The organism is Candidatus Avelusimicrobium sp. (assembly GCF_051874775.1).
Classification (GTDB): domain Bacteria; phylum Elusimicrobiota; class Elusimicrobia; order Elusimicrobiales; family Elusimicrobiaceae; genus Avelusimicrobium.
On record NZ_JBJEGE010000009.1, the window covers coordinates 1 to 17,856 of the forward strand.

Here is a 17,856-nt window from a genome sequence, read left to right on the forward strand (position 1 = left end):
AATAGTATTCACGGAGTAACAAGTATAGCATCTCAGGTTGCTTTTGCTTGGATGATACAAACATTTGGGGTAAATTTTACGTATGAGTGGATTAAAAATCATTCTAACAAGAAATATGCCCACAATTATTGGAAGAAGATTAAAAATCTGTCTTATCCTAAACAACAGGAAGAACTAGTTATTAGGGATATTATTGCCTCTAGTATTAACTCATTTCAACCTGTTACACTCCAAACATATCAAAACTTTAAAGATATGGAGTGGAATAAAATTATACCTCAATGCGTAGGTAATACTACAAAATCGCTAAAACAGCAAGGCGGTGAGAATAATGGGTCCACGGTTAGTGTCTGCTGAGGAACTGGCAACGTATATAGGGACTACTAAAAAAAGTATCTATACATACAAATGTCAGGGCAAGATTCCAAAGCAATGGATAGTACCAGTTAGTAAAAGAAGTATTAGATTCGACTTAAGTGAAGTAAATAAGTCAATTGAAGAAACAAAAGGCAGTACAGACGGGCTAGAAAGCATCTTCCGTATTCGGGCGTAAAACCATTATAACCTGAAGGATGTTTAAGAGAGCCAACATATGCTCTTAGGGGTCGTTTTGTCTAATTTTGGGGCTTATATGGCCAATTTACAGGTAATAACCTATAGACAAAATGCCTTAAGCATCTGTAGAAGATTCAGATTGAGTTGACGTATCTTCCTCGGCTTGAATTGCTTTAGCATAGCATCCATTTATTGCCTTGCGAATCAGCCAGGAGATACTACGTTCATCAGTTTGGGACATCTTTTTTAGAGCCCTATACTGCGCGCCAGTTAACAGAATTGTTATCGGCGTATTTGGTGATTCTTTCGTTCCCATACAGGAATTATAACAAATTTTTGTATGGCACGTAGTTTACAACATAATATAATATGTTACAATATGTTACATGACATTATAAATAAACAAGAAGGTATTTTATGAGCATCAGAAAGATTGCTATAGATAAATATCAAATTGGTTTCTTTGATGAAAACAATCAAAGACACCGCGAAATAGTGAAGGGTACTAAATCCTTCGCTAAAGAAGTATTAGCCAAAAGAGAATCTGAGGTTATGGAAGGCAAGTATTTTCCAGAACGTCAGAAACAGCAACTCACGTTTGTTGAGGCAGCAGACAAGTATTTTGAGATTCACTTGTCCAAAAAGAAAAGTGCTAAGAAAACCAAATGTACCATTGAATGTTTAAAAAGGTACTTTGGCAATAAACCCTTAGCACGTATTACCACAGCAGACGTTCAAGAGTTCTACAATAAGCGGATGGCAGAAACAACTCCATCTACAGCGAACAGGCATTTTACGGTCTTGAACGCTATTATTAATAAAATGCTACGGCTCAAACTATATAGAGGTGAGAATCCGTGCATTGGGGTGGCAAAACACAAAGAAAACCCTGCTAGAACTCATTATTTAACTAAGGAACAAGTGCGGGACGTCTTAACCTATATCTCTGGTCGGTCTCAGGAAATGGTGGCGTTTGCAATTGGTACTGGGATGCGGCTAGGTGAAATTATGCGTCTAGATTGGAAAGATATTGATTTAACCAATAATATCATCCATATCTACATATCCAAATCTGGCTATCAACGCGAAGTGCCGATTATGCCCTCGCTTAAAATGTTACTACTTAATATGCAACCACAACCGTATGGCAAAGTGTTTACGATTTCAGATAAACAAGTATCTGCTGATTTTAAACACGCCCTCAAGCAGGCAGGAATTTGTGATATACGGTTTCACGACCTTAGACATACCTTTGCCTCACATTTTATGATGAGCGGCGGTAGTATAACAGACTTACAGCGAATTTTGGGACATAGTGACTTAAAATTGACCCAACGCTACGCGCACTTAAGCCCTACTTATTTGCGCAAATCAATTGAAGTGGTAAATGATTTAATTCCACAATTACAATGAGGCTGTATTTATGAAAGATATATCGATTGAAGAATTAAAAAGAGCATTTGATAATTTGGATGCGAATTCAAACAATAAAAATGTTTCTGTCCAAAATATCCAAGAAAAGGAAAGTGAAACTATTATTTATAGTTTTGCCAAAAATACAACAGAAGAGGTGAAATGTAAAGTCTTCTCTTATCAGGGGCATCAATGCTTAGCGATGAGTGTACACGATATAACTCCATTTGGACCTTCTAGGTTCTATAAGTCTTCTATATGTATGCGTTTAGACACTTGGCGCAAGCATCTGCCTTTCTTGGTTGAAGCATTACAAAATACAACTGTGTAAGTTGGTATTGTCATCTGCTAGCCTACGCACAATTTTACTTGTGCGTAGGTTATCAAGATAGCTTAAAACACACCTTAAGAAGTTAACATTTTTATAAAGTTTTTCAGGTTAAACTAGAAAAACTATTTACTTTTTACAAGTTTTTCTATATACTATAAATACGTTGAGAGGTGGTATTTATGATAAACAGACCCGATTATATCGAAAAAATAAGCAAATTTATAGATGTCCCCATTATTAAAATACTGGCAGGAATCAGACGTTGCGGGAAATCTACTATCTTTGAAATGATACAAAACGAACTTCTTGCCCGTGGGATTAAGAAGGAACAGATGATTGTCCGCAACTATACCGATGTTGAATTAAGCGGTCTGACTGCCAATGAAATGTTAGCGGATGTAAAAAAAGATATTACAAGCAATGATAAATATTACCTATTCTTAGATGAACTACAGGAAATTGACGGTTGGGAAAAGGTAGTCAATCAGTTAATGGAACAAGGGAATATAGATATTTATGTAACAGGTTCTAATTCCAAATTAATGTCTAGTGAAATAGCCACGTATCTGTCAGGACGTTATGTGTCTATTCCCGTCTATACATTATCTTTTGAAGAATACCTTTCCTTTATGCGCCCTTCTGAACTACCTGCCCAACAACTCCTTGAAAACTACATTAAAATGGGCGGATTCCCTCTCATTGCCGCTAATAAACTAGATACGCAGTCTGCCTACCAAATTGTACAGGATATTTATAAAGCCATTGTTACAAACGACATTATTCGCAGACACCGCATCAATAAACAGGATTTATTTGACCGTGTTGTAAAATTCATCTTGGACAATATGGGTAAAACGTTCTCTGCTAATTCTATTGTTAAATTCTTACGCAGTGAACATCGTAAAATATCAGTAGAAACTATTTATAATTACTTGAAATGGTTAGAGCAGGCATTCATCATCCATAAATGCCAACGATATGATGTAATAGGCAAATCTATTCTCAAAACCCAAGAAAAGTATTATTTGGGCGATGTATCCTTAAAATATGGGCTGATGGGTTACAATAATACAATGTTACCCGCCGTCATTGAAAATATCGTCTATTTAGAACTTCGCCGTAGAGGATATGAGGTATTTATTGGCAAGAATCAAACCCAAGAGATTGATTTTATTGCTCAAAAACAAGATGATAAAGTCTATGTTCAGGTTTGTGTTCATTTACCGCCCGAATCTACCCGTGAAACTGATAATTTGCTTGCCATTAAAGATAATTATCCCAAATACGTGGTTACTTTAGATAATCTGGCCGTTGGAAATGTAAATGGAGTCAAAATTATCCATTTGGCGGATTTCTTACTTGGAAAATAAACTATTTTGACACAAATTTATGAAAAAAGTGGCACGATTTTGGCACTTTGCTTATAGTTTAGTATAATAGATATATAATTTATCGTCGTAACGCGCTCGTAGTTCAATGGATAGAGCGTCAGCCTCCGAAGCTGGAAATGTGGGTTCGACTCCCGCCGAGCGCAGTTCTTTTAGACGGATATGTAGTAAAAAATGTAGTAAAATAAAAAATCCTCAAGCCCCAAAATGAGGATTTTTTTATTTTTGACATCCTTCCGCCTGCGGATTACACACGCAATAAAAAGCGAGCATGGCGCGGGCATTCTGCTCGTTTACCCCCGTATCTGCATAATCAAAGCGGATCCGGCAAACCGCCGCGCTACTCTTTACGTCCGAGGTTCTGCAACCGCTGGCGCACGTCATCAGCAGGCAAATGCTCCACATTATCAATAATCTGCTCCACTTTTTCACGCTCCAAAGCCTCCTTTTGTGCTTGTTCCAAGGCCGCGCTCTTGCGGGCCAATTTGGCCGACAGGGCGGCAATACACCACACCGCCCCCGCCGTCAATACCGCTTTTAATAATGTTTCCCACATTATTTGGCCTTGGGCTGTTCAAACCCGAATTTAGTCAGCCAGCTGATAATCTTCACGCCGGCGGCGCGGACTTTGCCCAGAATTTCGTCGTCTTTCTTGCTGTCAGTCCATTTGACGACGATTTCCGCCGTACCGATAATGCACGCCCATAAGGCCAAAATATCGGCCCAGTTCGCTTTCAGCCAAGCGATAGCACCCGTAATATGTTCCATAATTCTTTCTCCTTTTTAATTCCGTCGAATTCGACGGAATTAACTTTTAATCTCAATATGCGGATAATCTTTGAAGTTAGGCCAAAAGGCCCCGTACTCAAAGTGGCTTTGGATTTCGCCGCGGGCGCGAAGTACCGCGGCCACAGCGTCAAAGCGGAAAACCATTTCCCGAAATCGGGCCAAATTGCCCCAGTCAATCGGGTATGGTGCAATATCCACCGCCAAACTGGGCTTTTTATTATGGGCCGAGTTTGGATAGCGCACATGGCTGTTGCCCGCGTCGTATGCCGCGTTTTGTGCCTTTTCGCCGCGGTGCCCTTCCAGCACCGCGAAATCATACTGTTTGATAAGTTCCCGGCATACCGCCTGCAAATCCGGGTGGCATGTTTGGAGCCGTGCCTCGCTCGTTTTGCTAAACTTTGGCATTATTCCCCTCCGTGCCTCGTGAGCAGAAAACTTTTAATCGTTTTGACGTCGTCCAAAATAATGTTGATTTTGACGTCGTTGCGGTCAATCTGCTTTTGCATATCGGAAACCGTTGTTTCCAGTTTTTCCACGCGCGGCGGCAGGCCGTACATCGTGGCGAACCACATAATCACGCCGCCTACGATTCCGGCCAAAACGAGCCATTCTTTAATTGTGCTTGGGGATACCGCATTCTTTCTATTTTCTTCCTGTTCGTTCATTGTGATACTCCCGCGCGCATCGCACCACATACCCACTCCGACAAATTCGGATCATAATCGTAATAAACGATGTATTTCCCTTCCGCAATATCTGGCGCGGTTTCGTTGAAAAAGTTTACGGTTCCCCAATTTATCGTCGGCGTACCCGTTACTTCCATAAACAACTTAATCTGGTGGTGTACAGAAATGTCTTCAGGGGCTTGAAGAGTAAATACCGTTGCTTCGTTTAGGCTCAATCTATAAACTGCGTCAGGAACTAAAGATATGTTGCCGGAACTAACCGTCAGAACCGTAATAGGCATTTTAACCGTTGAAACAGCCTGACTGGCGGCCTGCTGTGCCTTGGCCGCCCAATGTCTAGCGGAATAAACTTCGTTTGCCATAATGGCCCCCTAATTTAAGGCCGATGTATCCACCGCTTCGTCTTCGGGATTATTTGCTAAAGCCAAACATAACTGGGCCAAGGCCTCGGCTTTGGTTTTAGCCGTTTCAGCAGCAGTTTTACTGGAAGAAGCCTCGCTTGCGCTTGTGGACGCCGAAGCCGCGGAGGACGAAGCCGAACTGGCGCTATTGGCCGCAGCGCTTGCCGATTCTTCCGCCAAGGTGGCTTTACCCGCCGCCGCTGTGGCAGAGGCCTGTGCACTGGTGGAGGAGGAAGCGGCTTCTTCGGCTTTGGTAGTCGCTATTCCCGCGCTTTGTTGCGCCGATGTGGCACTGCTGGCCGCGGCGGTTTTTTCTTCTGCGGCCTGTTGAGCCTGTTTTTGCGCCTTGGACGCCCAATGTTTTGCTGAATAGATAGTTGTTTCTTCCGACATATTACACTCCTTTATTTTCATCAAGTAAGATAGCGATGTCCACAGGGACATCTTCCGCCGCGCCCGCTATATTGCGAGCGCAACGGGCAATTTCCAAAACTTCGCTTTTGATTTGCTTCATTTCTTGCAGTCCCGCCGAAACGCTGGACTGCGCTCCGCCGCACAAAACAAGTGTATTTTGTACGGCGGGTTGCGTCCGCACTTCGGACGTACCTACCTGCAAAACCAGCCGGATTTCACGCGCCATAAAACACCCCTTGCATCACTTTTAGCGTTCCCTCGCCTTCCGTGGTTTGTGTTCCGTTTACCACTACGCGCACGGCGAACTGATATACTCCCGCCGCAATATCCGTTTCCTTGGCCGTAAGCGGTATTTTTAAAAGCGTTCCTCTTTGCGGTTGATACTCTTTAAGCAGCACCGCTTTATCGTCCGGTTCAAGGCGGTTTTTCTTCAAAATAAAAATGATTTTTTTCCCGCCAAAGTCCATTTTGGATCCGTCCGGCTGTACAATTTCAAGAGACAGAACCACATCGTCGCCTTTATAAAAGCCCTCCGTTTCCCGCGTGCAACTCATTATTCCTCCTCTGCAGCATTGCGTAACGGAGCCGCCATATTTTCCAATTTGCGGGCTTGGTCTTTGACGTATTGACTAGAGCCGGAATTTTCAGTCAACACTAATTCGCGCACCGCGCGGGTAAGGCCCGTTTGTGTTTCCAACACATCCACCTGCTGCGCCAGCGGAAGCGTTACGGGTTCAGGAGGAGGCAGTAACGTCCACACCTCACGAATTTGCCCGCCAGCTTGTTCATAGGACAGACCATACTCCTTTCCGTCATCCGGCCTAACCGCCGGAATAACCGGCAGATATCCATCGGCAAGCATAGCCGAAATGTCTTGGTCAAAATTGCTGACCGCACCCTTGTTTTTTGGCGCGTATTCCAAATTACCGTTGATTATTTTTGCGTATCTCATAGAAACATCCTTATCTGTTAATTTGAAGCCACGAAATTTTGCCGGCTCCTCCGCCTGCTCCTCCGCGGCCGCCGCGGTCTGAACCCGTGGCGTTGCCGCCGTATCCGCCATTGCCCGTAGTCGTTCCCGCTTGGCCGCTATATTGTGTTCCATAGCCGCCTTTTCCGGCCGTTCCTCCGTCTTCGTTTAAAGCAGTGGATCCGCCACCCGCACCCCCCGCGGTATAACCTCGCCCCCAGGAAGCACCTCCGTCCTGCCAAACACCGGCAGAGCCGACACCACCCCACGCTCCCCCGCCTCCGCCGCCTCCGCAGGCTAAAAACGAAGCGCCCGCATCATTTAAACGGTTGCCAAACAGTCCTATCCAACCGCCAGCTCCCCCGCCTCCGCCTACCCAACTGGCACCAGCCCCGGGAAGCCCGCGGGCGCGCAACGTGGCGCTGCCTAAATTAATCACAGGCGCACTTAGAATAATCGCCCCGCCGCCAACGCTGTAATTTAAATCTCCCGACACAACCCAACCGCCGCCCCCGCCAAATAAAGGGATAATCTGTTGGTCATTCTTAACGAGCAGTTCTTCATAATGCAACGCAATATATGACAAAAACGTATTTACTGAAACGGATTTTCCGCCGGAGGAGTATTGAAAGCCACCTCCTCCTGCGTTGGCTCCTCCGCCGCCTATTCCTTTAGATCCGCAGACACCGCTGCTGACTGAGCCTTCCAATCCAAACTTATTATTTTCTTCAACGCAGGTATAACCCTTTCCGTCTGCGTCAATAACAGCACCGTCCTCAATGGTAATAGAGTGCGTTGCCTTAATAAAAATGGGGACCAACCGTTCGGTTGTCAAAACCGCATTGCTTTTTAGTGTAAAATTACGCGCGTTCACAATACCGCCCGCAAAAGTACAGCTGGACGGATAAACGACATCTCCGTCCCTGCCGGTGCCAAAACCGAGCCAGCGCGAAGCCCCCAATAATATTTCGCTGGAAAACAATCTCATAATGCGCCTGCCTCCATAGCGCCGGCCACCCATACGTTAAGTGCCGGAACAAAATCAAAATATACAACAAACTCCCCTTCCTGCACATACGGGGCAAACCCGCCGAAAAAATGGCTTGTCCCCCAGTTAATGGCAGGCGTGCCGGACACGCTCAAAAATACTTTAATTTGATGATGCACGCTGACGTCCGTCACGGCCGGAAGAACGAAGGTCGTAGCAGTGCTGATACGTATACGGTACACGTTACCGTCTGCCAACGTAACGGTGCCGGAAGAGGAGGACAATGTCTGCACAGGGATTTCTTTGGGTTGCATACCCCGGTTAAAAAATTCTTTTTCCTGTGCCAACGTCATAGAATACGTACCTGCCGCGTTTTCCACCGGCGTTTTGTCTGATTCAGACAACTCGGGTATCGGATTTAAATCTGATATACTCACTATTTCATAAGATTGATTTGTTTCTGCCATAAAATCCCCTTATTCGCTTTTAAACGTAACTTCCAAATAAATACCGCCCGGAGTCAAAATTGTCAGCACTTGACGGGCTTCATAATAATCACCGCTTTTGACTGTACGTTGGAATGCAAACACTTTTCCGGCTTTATCCTTTACCAGTTTTTCATCCAAAGTACCCCAAAGCCGCGTGCCGGCACGTTTGGCCGTAATGTTAATACGCAGTTGGGCTTTACCTAAAACTTCAAATACTACACCTGTATCCGCCCCAAAAATCGTTTTAAAAACCGAAATATAACTTTCAAACGTACCCGCCGTACGGAATTTTTCAAAAAGGGCGTTCATCGTACCAGCAAACGTGTCGCGCGGTAAAATGTTGGACAGCGGAGCCAGCCCCGCATCATACAGCACGCGCCCTAACCCTTCTGCATTGTAGGCGTTTTGAAAAAACGCACGCACCTCTCCTTCCAATATTTGGAAAAGGCTTCCGGCGCACGATACAATTTTCTTTTCGCTTTTGTCCCCCGTGAAGTATTCCATTACAGCACCACCGTTTCCATACGTTCTTGATTAAATACAAATAAATCTTTGAAATCCGCTTTGTATACCTCATCACTCCACGCCCCGCCCGTTTCTTTTTGGTACTCTAATTTTACGGCCGCAGCATACGATGCATCCCGCGAAACGGTAAAATACCGCTCCGGCTCAAAATCTACTCCCATCCGGTACATAGCCGCTAAATTATCCGCAAGCGTTTGTTTAATTTGCGATTCCAACGGTACAGCCAAACCCGAAGAAGCGGACGCGTGTATGGTCAGTTTCAGGCTGACCTCGTACCGTGCTGGCAGGAAAAACGCGTACGGCATAGCCTGCCCGTTACTTAATATCGAGGTTCCCGTTTCCGTGCCCGCGAAATAAATTCCCCCCGCCGTGCACGTTTTCAAGATGTCTAATACGCGCTGTTTCTGTGTTGCATAATTGGGTAGTTTATCGTCTAAATCCACGCAAAACGCCAACTCTCCGGCGGTGTCCTGCGTTACAGGCCGCACCGAAGCCGTAAATCCGGCTGTACGGAGTATTTTTAATGCGCGTTCGGGGTTTACCGCAGGCGCATTGATTTGTTCATTCATAAAGCGGACATAGTCCTGTAATTTAGCATATACTTCGGCAAACGAAGTATCTAACGCAACAATACGCTGAGCCAGTACATAAAAGAACTTATAAAACCCCGTTCCGACAAACTGGTCATAAGAATACGATGTATTGAACTGGTCGTTTATATCCAATAAAATCAGTTGCATTACTTCTTCCATAGTATGCGGCACATAGCCGTTTTTATCGGTATATGGCATTTTTTACCCTCGCATTAAGGCCGTGCCGCCGTCCGGCTCGGCTAAATTAAAAAGCATTTCTCGGCAGAATTTGCCCTGTTTGGCGGCGAACTTCGCCACGTTGATACCCCAATAGCCCATACGTTGGAGTAAATGGGCTTCAAAGCATTCGGCTTGAATGGTGTAATCGGGGTTTAAAAAGTACGCCTTATCCGCGCCCCATTCCGGCGCGTACGTAAGCGCGCCCAGTTGAACGTCAATTAAATTTGCCGCACGCGGAACCTCGGAACTAACAAAAACCAAATCATTTTTGGCCGCGTCGTACTGAACGTCTTTCATCATTGGATATTCCCCTTTAATTCGTCCAAGGCCTCTTTTAACTGCGCCAAATCCGCCGCAAAACTGCCGGACGTAATCGGGCCGCCAGCGTTACTGGGTAACACGCCCGAAGACACCGCCTGCGCCAGTTGGGCCGTTAAACCGATTAACTGGGAAAGCGTTTCCACGGGTACCGCAACGTAAAACACTTTTTCCCCGCTGAAAAAGGCCACGCCCTCACTTTTTGCCCGTCCGGCGGATACGATAACCGCTTCCGGCACGACAACGCCGTTTACGGTTACTGTGCCGCTTTCGCACGCGGCTTTAATTGCTTTGGTTTTGCAACTCATAGGTCCTCAAAATAAATTGTCTGTTCTGCCACCGCGCCACGCCCGAAAAAGATAACAAGCGTTGCCGGTTGTACACCGCGCCCGCCTGCGGCAGTTCGTCCACCGCAATCAGCGCGCCGTTGACCTGCGGATAAAGTTCCAGCGTTTTGGTAACGGCGGAAAGCGGGGCGAGTTTCCGCGCGGCGAGGTCAAACACGAAACCGTTGGCGCGTATTACGTCTTCCGGCAAGCCGCAGTAGTTTACGCCAGCCGTAAGGCCGCCGTACGGCTGTCCTTTAATGCTGACGCACGGCAAATCCGCAAGCGGCGCGAACGTAAGGCCGTCCGCAAAGCGCACCAGTTTATAACCCGTGGCGGCTTCAAAATACGCTTGGTCGTCCATATCTTCCGGAATGAACGAATAAAAACCGTGTTCGCAGTTGAGTATCACAACAGCACCCCCAGCCAAACGTACCCTTCCGCGTCCAGTGCCGCGCCGAACTTGCCGTCCGGCGTAATAAACGGATTGCGCCCGTTGACGCCGACGGGCAAAAACAGTTCTTCTTCCGGCAAAACAAGCGCGTAATGTTGCCCTTTGGTCAGCCGCGCGGTAACGGGGCCGTAATCCTGCAAATCAAAGTCCTGTTTCACATAGGGCAGATTTGCAACCTCCGCCGTGTTAAAAAGCCGGAACCACGTTAATTTTTTATCCATACTAAGCCGCCTTTAAAGGGATTTTGCTAATGGGCTTGCCCTCTATCATAGTTACGCCTTGCTCGCTCTCTTCCGCCGGAACTTCTATCCCCAGCGAAAAAGAAACCAAATCATTTTGCCGCGTTTGGTTAATTTCAAAAGAGGCCAGCCGACCGTTAAAAATAAGCGTGTTTTTGTTGAAATACGCTAGCCGGTAATCTTTCTTGGCAATAATCTTTGAATAAATGCTCTGCAACGCGGGCAAAAGCATATTCAAAATAATGCTGTCCCTGCGTCCGATTAAATTAATAACGGTCTGCTGGCTTTCGCCTTTTTGCTGTAAAACCAAATTGCCTTTGTTGCCATTATTCGGATCATAATTTACAACGGCGTCGGTGGAAACGGTTAAACCGTATTTTTCCGTGTCCACATAAATACCCGTCAGTTTTTCATCCAAATATACGGGTATAGGGGTTGTAAAACTGTTTCTACTTCCGGCTTTTTTTGCGAAATACAACAACAGAACAGGGGCCGCATTTAACTTGATCATCTGTTTCTCCCGTTCCAAAGATGTAAAGCCGCGCTGGTACTGTAGCCGAGCGGCCCCATAGCTTTTACGATAAAGCCCGCTATGGTTTTAAGGTGCGGCGTAGGGTCGCCCTTGGCGTCTTTGACGGCACCAATCAATTCCTCAAGGCCTTCCGAAGCCGTTGTAAGAATGGGCAGAAACGTCAAGCTAAAGTTCGTGATGGCTTTTTCCACCTTGTCCGCCGTTTCTTGGAGTTGGGCCATTCTATCGTAATTACCATAAAAAGAATTATCTTTTGCGTTTTGGGTACGCAGATAGGCGTCTTGCTTTTTAATAGTATTGTCCGTAGTCAGCTTGGACTTTGCAAAAAAATCATCTATTTCGCGCATAACCGCTAATCGCGCCTGCTTGTTACTCAAAGCATCCTTTTCCAAAACAGTATTTTGGTATTTTTCCCAGTCCACGCTTTGCAAGGTTTTAAGCAGTTCTTTGTCGCCAAACCCCTCGGACACTAGCGGCCCTAACTGCGTTACCGCGCGCTGCCCGAATACGGACGAAGCAAGCGCGGCCCCTTGGGCTTTATCCACCGCGCTGACCTCAGCGATACGGTTCATTACGTTGTAAAACACTTTGGCCATATCCGTTTCGCCGCGGTAATTCCAAAGAGCATTCCGTTCACCGTTTTTAGCCGCGCCTACCATCGTTTGCATACGGGATAAAAGCGCGTCAAACATTTCTTGGCTTATCCCCTTGGATTGGGCGTAGCCGCTGATAAACTCATAAGAAGCAATATCCGTTCCCGCCCCTTGCGCCCTGTCTTTTAAATTGCTGGCCTTGGCCAAAAGCCCGTTTACTTGGTCGTTTACCTGCCCGAAACGGCCCAGCAAGGCGGTAATGGCGGTTGCGGCAAAGCCGATTCCGGCCCCCCATTTGATACCGCTCCACGCTTTTTGAAACAGCGTTTTGAAGCGGTGGGTTACTCTGTCAAAAATTCCGTTCAGCTTCTTTTCCGTCTGCTGCAAAGACTGCGACGTCGGCTGAAATTTTATAGTAATGATGTAACTTTCTGCCATTCTGTAAACTCCGCTCTGTTTAGGGCGCGGTAAAAGGCCGCGTCCATTATTTCCTGCAAGGTATAGTTCCCGTCCGTGCGCCTAAACGCTTCCGCCAGAATATCTACGCTTCCGGCGGGCAGTTTTTTTTTACATTTTCATTAAGGAAAAACGGTTTGATTTTTGCAAACGCCATGCAAACGGCCAATAAACCCTCAAAGATTTTCTGAGGCTCCATTTCTTCCACGTCCTTTTGGGCGTACGGAATACCGTTTGCATCCACGGCAAACGCCAATAAATTGAGCATATCGTCTTTGGATAAATTGACAAGTTTTAACGCGTGTTTTAACTGTTCTTCTTTTTGCTCTTCCGGCAACGCCTCAAATTTGGCGAATGTCGTTTCTATGCGCTGGCCCAAGTGGGCTTGCTCTACGGCAAGCCCCATAAGCAACGCATAAAACGCATTATACGCCAGTACCGAACGATAGCCGCGCAGTTCTTTGACTTTAACGGACATTATTTATCCTCCACGGTAAAACATTCAAAAATAACTTGCACGTTCTGTTCTTCCGCCCCCTCGGACATCGTAGCCTGCGCGGGTTTTTGGCTGACGATAGCGTCTTTAAAAGAGCGCATTTGCCCAGTCTTGCGGTCAATGATTTTAAAGTCCGTGCGTTCTTCCTCTTTGTACATATCGGCAAGCAGCGCGGCGTATTCCGCGCTAAGGCCGATAAACACCACCGTCAAGGTTTTCGGGTCTTTGATGCCCTCGGTATAAATAAGCCCCGTACTGTTTTGGCCGGAAGAGCCGCGCGTTAAATGTTTGCGTTCGGGGTCTTCAAACGCCGCACTGTCAACGGCGGCGGTCAAATCGTAATCTTCCCCGTTGCGGGAAAAATAAAAGTCGCACAAACTGGTGCGTAAAGCGTATTTTCTTTCGCTCATAAATTACAAAGCCTCCTGCGTTAAAATGCCTTTCAGCCGCCACAACGCCGACGGTTCGGGAATACGGACGTCAATATCCGCCACATAGTTTTGATTGGTAAGCGTAATCGTAAAACGAACGTAGGACAAAATCCCCGCAGCCACGTATTTGGCGTACGCTTTGGCGTTTAAATTATCTTCCAACAGCTTGGCCTGCACAAGGGTATATTGCGGGCGGTTTAAATTGAGGTACTGCATCGTCCACCCCTGCGCGTTGATTTTCAGTTCTTCTGTAACGTACGGGGCGATAATCGCCTGCCCGCCGGCGCAGAAGAACGCCAAACGCGGGCCGTACTGGTCTTCGCTCGTAAGCGCAAAGCTCAGGCGGTCCTCAAACAGCGCGTCAGCCGTACCCGTATCATTAATGCCGTCGTCTTTGGGGACTGGGATATACTGCTGATTGTTCCACGCGCTCGCGCTCAAAAACGAACCGAACGCATAAAACGCGTTTGCGCCCTTGTTGCCGTTGCCCGTCAAAAAGGCGGTACGGTTCTTCTGTTGGGCGAATACTTTTGCTTTGGCTTCATCTTCAAAAACCGCAGCGACTACGCCGGAAAAACCGCCGACGTCCAAACCGTCAATTTCCGCGGCGGAAAAGTCGGACGAAACAAGCACGGTAAAAAACCGTTCTTTGGCGGCGGAAATAATGTCCGACAAATCCAAATCGTTGGTCGGTAAAACAAAAGCCGCGTTCATCCCGCCGTTAAAAAGATATTTTACGTCCTCGTTATCCGTAAGGCTTTCCGCCGCCACCGCGCTCGTTAAGCGCGTGATTTTGCCCGTTTCCACGCCTGATTTGGGTTTAACCACCACCAAGGCGGCACGCAAAAAGCCCGTACTGGCCGCCGGAACGGGGGTGCGGGTTTCCAACTGCAAAATATAATTTAACAACACATCGCCGTTTGCCATTGTTTTATTCTCCTATGATAAACCGCCAAAACAGTTTGGCGTATTCAATTATGCCCTTTACAGGCGCGTATTCTTCTTCGTAAAAATACGTAAAATCCATTTGGTACGCTTTTATTTCCCAAGGCATCGGCGTTAATACCGCCGTTTCTTTGCCGGAAAACCAAAATCGGCCCAGTGCGTCTGCCGGAGCCTCGTACAGTTTTTTGGTTAAAAAGCCCGACGGGTTCTTTTTGAGTGTGCCTTTAATGGCCAGCGTACCGCTGACGCGCGCCCACGCGCGGCCCGCCTGCGCGCCAGAACGGACGGAAGCAGTGTCCACGCATAAAACGTCCTGTTCTATAGTGTCCGCCGCCGCGCAAAAGCGGACGTCTTTCACTTTAAAAATCGCCTGCAAGTCAGCTTCCAGTTGCTTTTTAAACACGATTCAAAAACTCCACTTTGATACTTTCAAACAGCTTGCCCGTCTGCACAAACAACCAGTCAAACCCTTTGCGCTTTTGGGTTGCCTGCGTATTGGAGCCGTATTCCTTGCGTTTGATTGGGTTACGGATTACGGCCTGTACCCCTGCTTTGATTCGGGCCAACCAACGGCCCTTATGATTTAAATCCTTTGCAATGTCGTCCACCACTTGGGCGACTTCTTTATTATTCGGGTTTCGCCACGGGGCCAGCAAGATGTTGTACGACGTATTAAATTTAGCCATTAAGTCGCGCAAGGATACCCCTTGCTCTTCGCCCTTTCTTTTTCGCACTTTGCCCATTGGCCGGCGTGTTGTTCCCGCGGCGGGCTTAGCCGCTGGCTTATCTTCCAATACCCCCGCTTGCACCGTATAGCGGTTTAAATTATTAGGCAAAAACACGCTCAGTTTTTGCTTTGCCACAAACTCAATATCTTTGCTCATAACGGAGCACCGATAAAGATATTGGAAAATCCCGGTTTATCTTCCAAATCCGCAACACGCAACCCACGCGCGGCAAAATAAGAATGCAGGGCTTCCAACTCCCCGCTGCAAATTCCGCCGCGCGCGGTTAAAACGGCGTGAAGAGCTTGATATTGCGCCTTGGCATCGGTTCTGCCGTTCATAATAGCGGCTGCCTTGGCCCACTCGGCCAAGGTTAAACAGGTCGCCCCTAATTGTTCAAGAATGTTATCTAACTCTTCACGCATAGCAAACTCCTAGTCCGCCACCGTAATGGGCTGTACGATTAACCCGCCCATTTCTTTTACGTCCACCATGGCGGTGCCGTAAATGTAATTGACCCATACTTCGCCGGCGCGTTCGTCGGTGCCGGTGCCCTGTACCTGCGGCAGAAGCGTGTGGTTCAGTTCCACGATTTCGGGGCAGATAACCACGATGCCGCTTTCGGTTTCGGCCAAGTTGGCGGGCACTTCCAAAAACGCCACGTTTTTCAAGGCGTCGGCCAAAATGCGGTTGTACGCCGTGCCGTTGGTCAGCGTTTTGCGCAGATATTTTTTAGCCGCGTCGCCGTAAAAAGCCAGTTGGAAATTGGACGAGGAGGACGTTACTTCCACCTGTTTTTGCAGGTCGGTCGCCAACGATACCAGCGCGTCAATGCCGTTATTGCCGCTAATGGTTTTGGGCAAGGTCGCGGACGGGTTGGTAATGTGGAACGGGTCGGACGATACGATCACGCCGTTGTTGTCTTTACCCAGCCAAATTTCTTTATCCAGCTGTTTGTGGAACGCTTTTAAAACGCGGTTGTTCATATCCGGCAAGGCGGACTGCGCGTTTAAAATGCTTTCGGCGTACTGCACGCCTTTAAAGGCTTTGGCGTAAGATTTGTCGCCCGCCGTCGCTTTGACGTGCTTGCGTTCCGTGTCCTGCGCGTTGATAAACGCGGCCACGATGTCATCCTCGGCGCGGATGGTTTTGAATTTGACGTTTTCAATTTTCGCTTCGTGGGCGCGCGCTTTGAAAACGCTGTAAAAAGGCGCATAATCCAGCGTTACGCCCTGCATCAATTCTTCCCGGGTGGGAACGATGTGATTATCGGTCATTTCTTGTTAACTCCTTGAAATTTTAAGAACTTACGCAAAACGGGCCTTTGGGCCGCGCTCTGCGCGTTTTCCGGCTTCGGGGCCGGAGCCTGCGGGTTTTGTTCCGCTTCGGGCTTTTTGGCCGCCTCTTTTACGGTTTTAGCCATAGATTACAGCCCGCCGGCGAAATCAATGGCTGCGGCGTCGTATTTGTTGCCTTTGCTGTCTTTGGCCGTTACTTTGCCCGTGCAAAAAACAGCGTTTACCGCGATGTTGTTGGTTTCGCCCGTTTTGGCGGCGTCGGTAAATTTGCCGCCGGAAACATAAACGGCTTTTCCGTCCGCCGGAGTGGCCCCCGTAGCCAGTTGGACGTACGTTTCCAAACCACAGCGCACCACGGACTGGCGTTTGATTTCGCATACGCCGCTTACGCCGATAACCACATCGGAGGCCGCGCTTTGCGCTTTAATCGTGCCGTCTGCGGCTTTGGTAACGGCCAACCCCTCGCCGACGGGAGTGCCGCCGTTGGGGGCAAAATTGTCAATCACGTCAGACTTGCCGCGTTTGTACGGCGTGCCTAATTGTTTGCTCATTTTGCTTGCTCCTTTTCGCCAAGGTAATGCGCACGTTTGGCAAAGACCCTGTCGTTGTATTGTTTAATCAAATCGTTGGTTTCTTCAAAATGTCCGGCGCGCGCACGTTTGGCCGCGGCCACTTGGGCGGCAAGTTTCTTTTGCCCCAAGGTAAGCGTCAGCGTATCCCAAAACTGGGCGGCTTGTTTTTCTTTGTCGTCGTCTGCGAGCGCCTTAAACGACAAAATGCGCGGTTTGAGTTCTTCCGGCGCGGCGTCAATGTTTTCCTGCAAGCTGAAAAAATCTTCCAGTAAATTCTTTTTGAGCGCGGCCGCTTTGCGCACCTCGTCGGAAAATTGTTTCTCGTTGACGGTTTTCACAAGCCCTTCGGCCAGTTTGCCCAAGTAGTCTTTGTTGTCCGCAACAAACTGCGAAACGCCCAAGTTAAACTTGATAGCGTCCTGCATACGTGCGGTTTCCGCTTCCTTTTGGGCTTTGGCTTCCAGTTCGGCGCGTACTTTGTCCGCGTCCGTGGGATCGGGGTCCGCGTCTTTTTTGCCGGCAAGCAGTTTTTCCACCTGCGCCGTCAGAGCGTCCAACTTGGCGGCAAAATCCGCGTTGTTATTCGCGCCGCCGTCTGCACCGTCCGCGCCGTCTGCCGCGCGGAGCGGGTATTTTTGAAACATCAGTTTGAGTAATTTATCCATATCGTTTCCCCTTGAAAAATAAGCGTTATTTCGCTATACTATTAAT

The 17,856-nt window shown here is 47.5% G+C and carries 34 protein-coding genes and 1 tRNA gene; 5 read left to right on the forward strand and 30 right to left on the reverse strand.

The genetic code is table 11. The annotated features are described in order from the left end of the window. On the forward strand, positions 1 to 357 hold a 357-nt coding region (locus ACI351_RS01640; protein ID WP_439733516.1), incomplete at its 5' end, for a hypothetical protein. Between the two features lie 313 nt (positions 358 to 670). On the opposite strand, the gene ACI351_RS01645 is transcribed toward ACI351_RS01640, so the two are convergent. After that, positions 671 to 871 (reverse strand): hypothetical protein, encoded by a 201-nt coding sequence (locus tag ACI351_RS01645; protein WP_439733517.1) that lies wholly within the window; start codon positions 869 to 871, stop codon positions 671 to 673. 101 nt (positions 872 to 972) lie between these two features. Here ACI351_RS01645 and ACI351_RS01650 point away from each other — a divergent pair, with 101 nt between their 5' ends. The 4 genes from ACI351_RS01650 to ACI351_RS01665 all read left to right on the forward strand — a co-directional run bounded on the left by ACI351_RS01650 (position 973) and on the right by ACI351_RS01665 (position 3,833). Then, the gene (locus ACI351_RS01650; RefSeq protein ID WP_428072569.1) at positions 973 to 1,968 is read left to right on the forward strand and encodes a tyrosine-type recombinase/integrase; all 996 of its coding nucleotides are present in this window, start codon (positions 973 to 975) and stop codon (positions 1,966 to 1,968) included. 10 nt (positions 1,969 to 1,978) lie between these two features. Further along, positions 1,979 to 2,299: a hypothetical protein gene (locus tag ACI351_RS01655; protein ID WP_439733518.1), complete on the forward strand. Its 321-nt coding sequence runs from the start codon at positions 1,979 to 1,981 to the stop codon at positions 2,297 to 2,299. 179 nt (positions 2,300 to 2,478) lie between these two features. Then, positions 2,479 to 3,669: an ATP-binding protein gene (locus ACI351_RS01660; RefSeq protein ID WP_439733519.1), complete on the forward strand. Its 1,191-nt coding sequence runs from the start codon at positions 2,479 to 2,481 to the stop codon at positions 3,667 to 3,669. 92 nt (positions 3,670 to 3,761) lie between these two features. Beyond that, a tRNA-Arg gene (locus ACI351_RS01665) sits at positions 3,762 to 3,833 on the forward strand. A 194-nt stretch (positions 3,834 to 4,027) separates the two neighbouring features. Here the strand turns inward: ACI351_RS01665 and ACI351_RS01670 are convergent. From ACI351_RS01670 to ACI351_RS01810, 29 genes are all read right to left on the reverse strand, one after another. After that, a complete protein-coding gene (locus tag ACI351_RS01670; RefSeq protein WP_439733520.1) occupies positions 4,028 to 4,243 on the reverse strand; it encodes a hypothetical protein in 216 nt (71 codons plus the stop codon). Beyond that, positions 4,243 to 4,455: a hypothetical protein gene (locus ACI351_RS01675; protein WP_439733521.1), complete on the reverse strand. Its 213-nt coding sequence runs from the start codon at positions 4,453 to 4,455 to the stop codon at positions 4,243 to 4,245. The genes ACI351_RS01670 and ACI351_RS01675 overlap by 1 nt, the downstream gene beginning before the upstream one ends. A 39-nt stretch (positions 4,456 to 4,494) precedes the next feature. Further along, the gene (locus ACI351_RS01680) at positions 4,495 to 4,881 is read right to left on the reverse strand and encodes a M15 family metallopeptidase (protein ID WP_439733522.1); all 387 of its coding nucleotides are present in this window, start codon (positions 4,879 to 4,881) and stop codon (positions 4,495 to 4,497) included. After that, the gene (locus ACI351_RS01685) at positions 4,881 to 5,141 is read right to left on the reverse strand and encodes a hypothetical protein (RefSeq protein WP_439733523.1); all 261 of its coding nucleotides are present in this window, start codon (positions 5,139 to 5,141) and stop codon (positions 4,881 to 4,883) included. The genes ACI351_RS01680 and ACI351_RS01685 overlap by 1 nt, the downstream gene beginning before the upstream one ends. Further along, positions 5,138 to 5,524, reverse strand: coding sequence for a hypothetical protein (locus tag ACI351_RS01690; protein WP_439733524.1), 387 nt, complete (start codon positions 5,522 to 5,524; stop codon positions 5,138 to 5,140). Before ACI351_RS01690 ends, ACI351_RS01685 begins: the two co-directional genes overlap by 4 nt. 9 nt (positions 5,525 to 5,533) lie before the next feature. Further along, on the reverse strand, positions 5,534 to 5,956 hold the full coding sequence (locus ACI351_RS01695; RefSeq protein WP_439733525.1) for a hypothetical protein: 423 nt from the start codon (positions 5,954 to 5,956) through the stop codon (positions 5,534 to 5,536). 1 nt (position 5,957) lies between these two features. Continuing rightward, positions 5,958 to 6,203: a hypothetical protein gene (locus ACI351_RS01700; protein WP_439733526.1), complete on the reverse strand. Its 246-nt coding sequence runs from the start codon at positions 6,201 to 6,203 to the stop codon at positions 5,958 to 5,960. Then, a complete protein-coding gene (locus tag ACI351_RS01705) occupies positions 6,193 to 6,531 on the reverse strand; it encodes a hypothetical protein (RefSeq protein ID WP_439733527.1) in 339 nt (112 codons plus the stop codon). The genes ACI351_RS01700 and ACI351_RS01705 overlap by 11 nt, the downstream gene beginning before the upstream one ends. Further along, positions 6,531 to 6,929, reverse strand: a complete 399-nt coding sequence (locus ACI351_RS01710) for a hypothetical protein (RefSeq protein ID WP_439733528.1) — start codon at positions 6,927 to 6,929, stop codon at positions 6,531 to 6,533. Before ACI351_RS01710 ends, ACI351_RS01705 begins: the two co-directional genes overlap by 1 nt. Positions 6,930 to 6,939: 10 nt before the next feature. After that, positions 6,940 to 7,935, reverse strand: a complete 996-nt coding sequence (locus ACI351_RS01715) for a hypothetical protein (RefSeq protein WP_439733529.1) — start codon at positions 7,933 to 7,935, stop codon at positions 6,940 to 6,942. Then, positions 7,932 to 8,402: a hypothetical protein gene (locus tag ACI351_RS01720; protein ID WP_439733530.1), complete on the reverse strand. Its 471-nt coding sequence runs from the start codon at positions 8,400 to 8,402 to the stop codon at positions 7,932 to 7,934. Before ACI351_RS01720 ends, ACI351_RS01715 begins: the two co-directional genes overlap by 4 nt. Positions 8,403 to 8,411: 9 nt before the next feature. After that, complete coding sequence (locus ACI351_RS01725) at positions 8,412 to 8,927, reverse strand: hypothetical protein (protein WP_439733531.1); 516 nt, start codon at positions 8,925 to 8,927, stop codon at positions 8,412 to 8,414. Beyond that, the gene (locus ACI351_RS01730) at positions 8,927 to 9,739 is read right to left on the reverse strand and encodes a hypothetical protein (protein ID WP_439733532.1); all 813 of its coding nucleotides are present in this window, start codon (positions 9,737 to 9,739) and stop codon (positions 8,927 to 8,929) included. Before ACI351_RS01730 ends, ACI351_RS01725 begins: the two co-directional genes overlap by 1 nt. A gap of 3 nt (positions 9,740 to 9,742) precedes the next feature. Continuing rightward, positions 9,743 to 10,060: a hypothetical protein gene (locus ACI351_RS01735; protein ID WP_439733533.1), complete on the reverse strand. Its 318-nt coding sequence runs from the start codon at positions 10,058 to 10,060 to the stop codon at positions 9,743 to 9,745. Further along, on the reverse strand, positions 10,057 to 10,386 hold the full coding sequence (locus ACI351_RS01740) for a hypothetical protein (protein WP_439733534.1): 330 nt from the start codon (positions 10,384 to 10,386) through the stop codon (positions 10,057 to 10,059). The genes ACI351_RS01735 and ACI351_RS01740 overlap by 4 nt, the downstream gene beginning before the upstream one ends. Further along, positions 10,361 to 10,816, reverse strand: a complete 456-nt coding sequence (locus ACI351_RS01745) for a hypothetical protein (RefSeq protein WP_439733535.1) — start codon at positions 10,814 to 10,816, stop codon at positions 10,361 to 10,363. The genes ACI351_RS01740 and ACI351_RS01745 overlap by 26 nt, the downstream gene beginning before the upstream one ends. Further along, positions 10,813 to 11,079, reverse strand: a complete 267-nt coding sequence (locus ACI351_RS01750; RefSeq protein ID WP_439733536.1) for a hypothetical protein — start codon at positions 11,077 to 11,079, stop codon at positions 10,813 to 10,815. Before ACI351_RS01750 ends, ACI351_RS01745 begins: the two co-directional genes overlap by 4 nt. Before the next feature lies 1 nt (position 11,080). Continuing rightward, a complete protein-coding gene (locus ACI351_RS01755; protein ID WP_439733537.1) occupies positions 11,081 to 11,608 on the reverse strand; it encodes a hypothetical protein in 528 nt (175 codons plus the stop codon). Beyond that, positions 11,605 to 12,660, reverse strand: a complete 1,056-nt coding sequence (locus tag ACI351_RS01760; RefSeq protein WP_439733538.1) for a hypothetical protein — start codon at positions 12,658 to 12,660, stop codon at positions 11,605 to 11,607. Before ACI351_RS01760 ends, ACI351_RS01755 begins: the two co-directional genes overlap by 4 nt. 103 nt (positions 12,661 to 12,763) lie before the next feature. Further along, the gene (locus ACI351_RS01765; protein WP_439733539.1) at positions 12,764 to 13,156 is read right to left on the reverse strand and encodes a hypothetical protein; all 393 of its coding nucleotides are present in this window, start codon (positions 13,154 to 13,156) and stop codon (positions 12,764 to 12,766) included. Beyond that, entirely contained in the window at positions 13,156 to 13,584 is a 429-nt protein-coding gene (locus tag ACI351_RS01770; protein WP_439733540.1) for a hypothetical protein, read from the reverse strand. Before ACI351_RS01770 ends, ACI351_RS01765 begins: the two co-directional genes overlap by 1 nt. 3 nt (positions 13,585 to 13,587) lie before the next feature. Next, positions 13,588 to 14,532: a hypothetical protein gene (locus tag ACI351_RS01775; RefSeq protein ID WP_439733541.1), complete on the reverse strand. Its 945-nt coding sequence runs from the start codon at positions 14,530 to 14,532 to the stop codon at positions 13,588 to 13,590. A gap of 4 nt (positions 14,533 to 14,536) precedes the next feature. Further along, positions 14,537 to 14,953, reverse strand: a complete 417-nt coding sequence (locus ACI351_RS01780; RefSeq protein WP_439733542.1) for a hypothetical protein — start codon at positions 14,951 to 14,953, stop codon at positions 14,537 to 14,539. Next, the gene (locus tag ACI351_RS01785; RefSeq protein ID WP_439733543.1) at positions 14,946 to 15,434 is read right to left on the reverse strand and encodes a hypothetical protein; all 489 of its coding nucleotides are present in this window, start codon (positions 15,432 to 15,434) and stop codon (positions 14,946 to 14,948) included. Before ACI351_RS01785 ends, ACI351_RS01780 begins: the two co-directional genes overlap by 8 nt. Beyond that, a complete protein-coding gene (locus ACI351_RS01790) occupies positions 15,431 to 15,700 on the reverse strand; it encodes a hypothetical protein (protein ID WP_439733544.1) in 270 nt (89 codons plus the stop codon). Before ACI351_RS01790 ends, ACI351_RS01785 begins: the two co-directional genes overlap by 4 nt. Positions 15,701 to 15,709: 9 nt before the next feature. Then, positions 15,710 to 16,552: a hypothetical protein gene (locus ACI351_RS01795; protein ID WP_439733545.1), complete on the reverse strand. Its 843-nt coding sequence runs from the start codon at positions 16,550 to 16,552 to the stop codon at positions 15,710 to 15,712. Next, positions 16,549 to 16,698, reverse strand: coding sequence for a hypothetical protein (locus tag ACI351_RS01800; protein ID WP_439733546.1), 150 nt, complete (start codon positions 16,696 to 16,698; stop codon positions 16,549 to 16,551). Before ACI351_RS01800 ends, ACI351_RS01795 begins: the two co-directional genes overlap by 4 nt. Positions 16,699 to 16,701: 3 nt before the next feature. Further along, positions 16,702 to 17,124 carry a hypothetical protein gene (locus tag ACI351_RS01805; protein WP_439733547.1) on the reverse strand — a complete coding sequence of 141 codons (423 nt, stop codon included), beginning with the start codon at positions 17,122 to 17,124 and terminating at the stop codon, positions 16,702 to 16,704. Beyond that, positions 17,121 to 17,810, reverse strand: coding sequence for a hypothetical protein (locus ACI351_RS01810; RefSeq protein WP_439733548.1), 690 nt, complete (start codon positions 17,808 to 17,810; stop codon positions 17,121 to 17,123). Before ACI351_RS01810 ends, ACI351_RS01805 begins: the two co-directional genes overlap by 4 nt. Between the last annotated feature and the right edge of the window lie 46 nt (positions 17,811 to 17,856).

Coding starts and splice junctions, on each gene's coding strand:
- ACI351_RS01810 (WP_439733548.1), bottom strand. CDS start 17,810: ATGGATAAATTACTCAAACTGATGTTTCAAAAATACCCGCTCCGCGCG.
- ACI351_RS01775 (WP_439733541.1), bottom strand. CDS start 14,532: ATGGCAAACGGCGATGTGTTGTTAAATTATATTTTGCAGTTGGAAACC.
- ACI351_RS01695 (WP_439733525.1), bottom strand. CDS start 5,956: ATGTCGGAAGAAACAACTATCTATTCAGCAAAACATTGGGCGTCCAAG.
- ACI351_RS01685 (WP_439733523.1), bottom strand. CDS start 5,141: ATGAACGAACAGGAAGAAAATAGAAAGAATGCGGTATCCCCAAGCACA.
- ACI351_RS01670 (WP_439733520.1), bottom strand. CDS start 4,243: ATGTGGGAAACATTATTAAAAGCGGTATTGACGGCGGGGGCGGTGTGG.
- ACI351_RS01730 (WP_439733532.1), bottom strand. CDS start 9,739: ATGCCATATACCGATAAAAACGGCTATGTGCCGCATACTATGGAAGAA.
- ACI351_RS01650 (WP_428072569.1), top strand. CDS start 973: ATGAGCATCAGAAAGATTGCTATAGATAAATATCAAATTGGTTTCTTT.
- ACI351_RS01720 (WP_439733530.1), bottom strand. CDS start 8,402: ATGGCAGAAACAAATCAATCTTATGAAATAGTGAGTATATCAGATTTA.
- ACI351_RS01750 (WP_439733536.1), bottom strand. CDS start 11,079: ATGGATAAAAAATTAACGTGGTTCCGGCTTTTTAACACGGCGGAGGTT.
- ACI351_RS01690 (WP_439733524.1), bottom strand. CDS start 5,524: ATGGCAAACGAAGTTTATTCCGCTAGACATTGGGCGGCCAAGGCACAG.
- ACI351_RS01760 (WP_439733538.1), bottom strand. CDS start 12,660: ATGGCAGAAAGTTACATCATTACTATAAAATTTCAGCCGACGTCGCAG.
- ACI351_RS01700 (WP_439733526.1), bottom strand. CDS start 6,203: ATGGCGCGTGAAATCCGGCTGGTTTTGCAGGTAGGTACGTCCGAAGTG.
- ACI351_RS01715 (WP_439733529.1), bottom strand. CDS start 7,935: ATGAGATTGTTTTCCAGCGAAATATTATTGGGGGCTTCGCGCTGGCTC.
- ACI351_RS01735 (WP_439733533.1), bottom strand. CDS start 10,060: ATGATGAAAGACGTTCAGTACGACGCGGCCAAAAATGATTTGGTTTTT.
- ACI351_RS01770 (WP_439733540.1), bottom strand. CDS start 13,584: ATGAGCGAAAGAAAATACGCTTTACGCACCAGTTTGTGCGACTTTTAT.
- ACI351_RS01765 (WP_439733539.1), bottom strand. CDS start 13,156: ATGTCCGTTAAAGTCAAAGAACTGCGCGGCTATCGTTCGGTACTGGCG.
- ACI351_RS01655 (WP_439733518.1), top strand. CDS start 1,979: ATGAAAGATATATCGATTGAAGAATTAAAAAGAGCATTTGATAATTTG.
- ACI351_RS01785 (WP_439733543.1), bottom strand. CDS start 15,434: ATGAGCAAAGATATTGAGTTTGTGGCAAAGCAAAAACTGAGCGTGTTT.
- ACI351_RS01755 (WP_439733537.1), bottom strand. CDS start 11,608: ATGATCAAGTTAAATGCGGCCCCTGTTCTGTTGTTGTATTTCGCAAAA.
- ACI351_RS01790 (WP_439733544.1), bottom strand. CDS start 15,700: ATGCGTGAAGAGTTAGATAACATTCTTGAACAATTAGGGGCGACCTGT.
- ACI351_RS01740 (WP_439733534.1), bottom strand. CDS start 10,386: ATGAGTTGCAAAACCAAAGCAATTAAAGCCGCGTGCGAAAGCGGCACA.
- ACI351_RS01705 (WP_439733527.1), bottom strand. CDS start 6,531: ATGAGTTGCACGCGGGAAACGGAGGGCTTTTATAAAGGCGACGATGTG.
- ACI351_RS01680 (WP_439733522.1), bottom strand. CDS start 4,881: ATGCCAAAGTTTAGCAAAACGAGCGAGGCACGGCTCCAAACATGCCAC.
- ACI351_RS01800 (WP_439733546.1), bottom strand. CDS start 16,698: ATGGCTAAAACCGTAAAAGAGGCGGCCAAAAAGCCCGAAGCGGAACAA.
- ACI351_RS01725 (WP_439733531.1), bottom strand. CDS start 8,927: ATGGAATACTTCACGGGGGACAAAAGCGAAAAGAAAATTGTATCGTGC.
- ACI351_RS01710 (WP_439733528.1), bottom strand. CDS start 6,929: ATGAGATACGCAAAAATAATCAACGGTAATTTGGAATACGCGCCAAAA.
- ACI351_RS01675 (WP_439733521.1), bottom strand. CDS start 4,455: ATGGAACATATTACGGGTGCTATCGCTTGGCTGAAAGCGAACTGGGCC.
- ACI351_RS01660 (WP_439733519.1), top strand. CDS start 2,479: ATGATAAACAGACCCGATTATATCGAAAAAATAAGCAAATTTATAGAT.
- ACI351_RS01645 (WP_439733517.1), bottom strand. CDS start 871: ATGGGAACGAAAGAATCACCAAATACGCCGATAACAATTCTGTTAACT.
- ACI351_RS01805 (WP_439733547.1), bottom strand. CDS start 17,124: ATGAGCAAACAATTAGGCACGCCGTACAAACGCGGCAAGTCTGACGTG.
- ACI351_RS01795 (WP_439733545.1), bottom strand. CDS start 16,552: ATGACCGATAATCACATCGTTCCCACCCGGGAAGAATTGATGCAGGGC.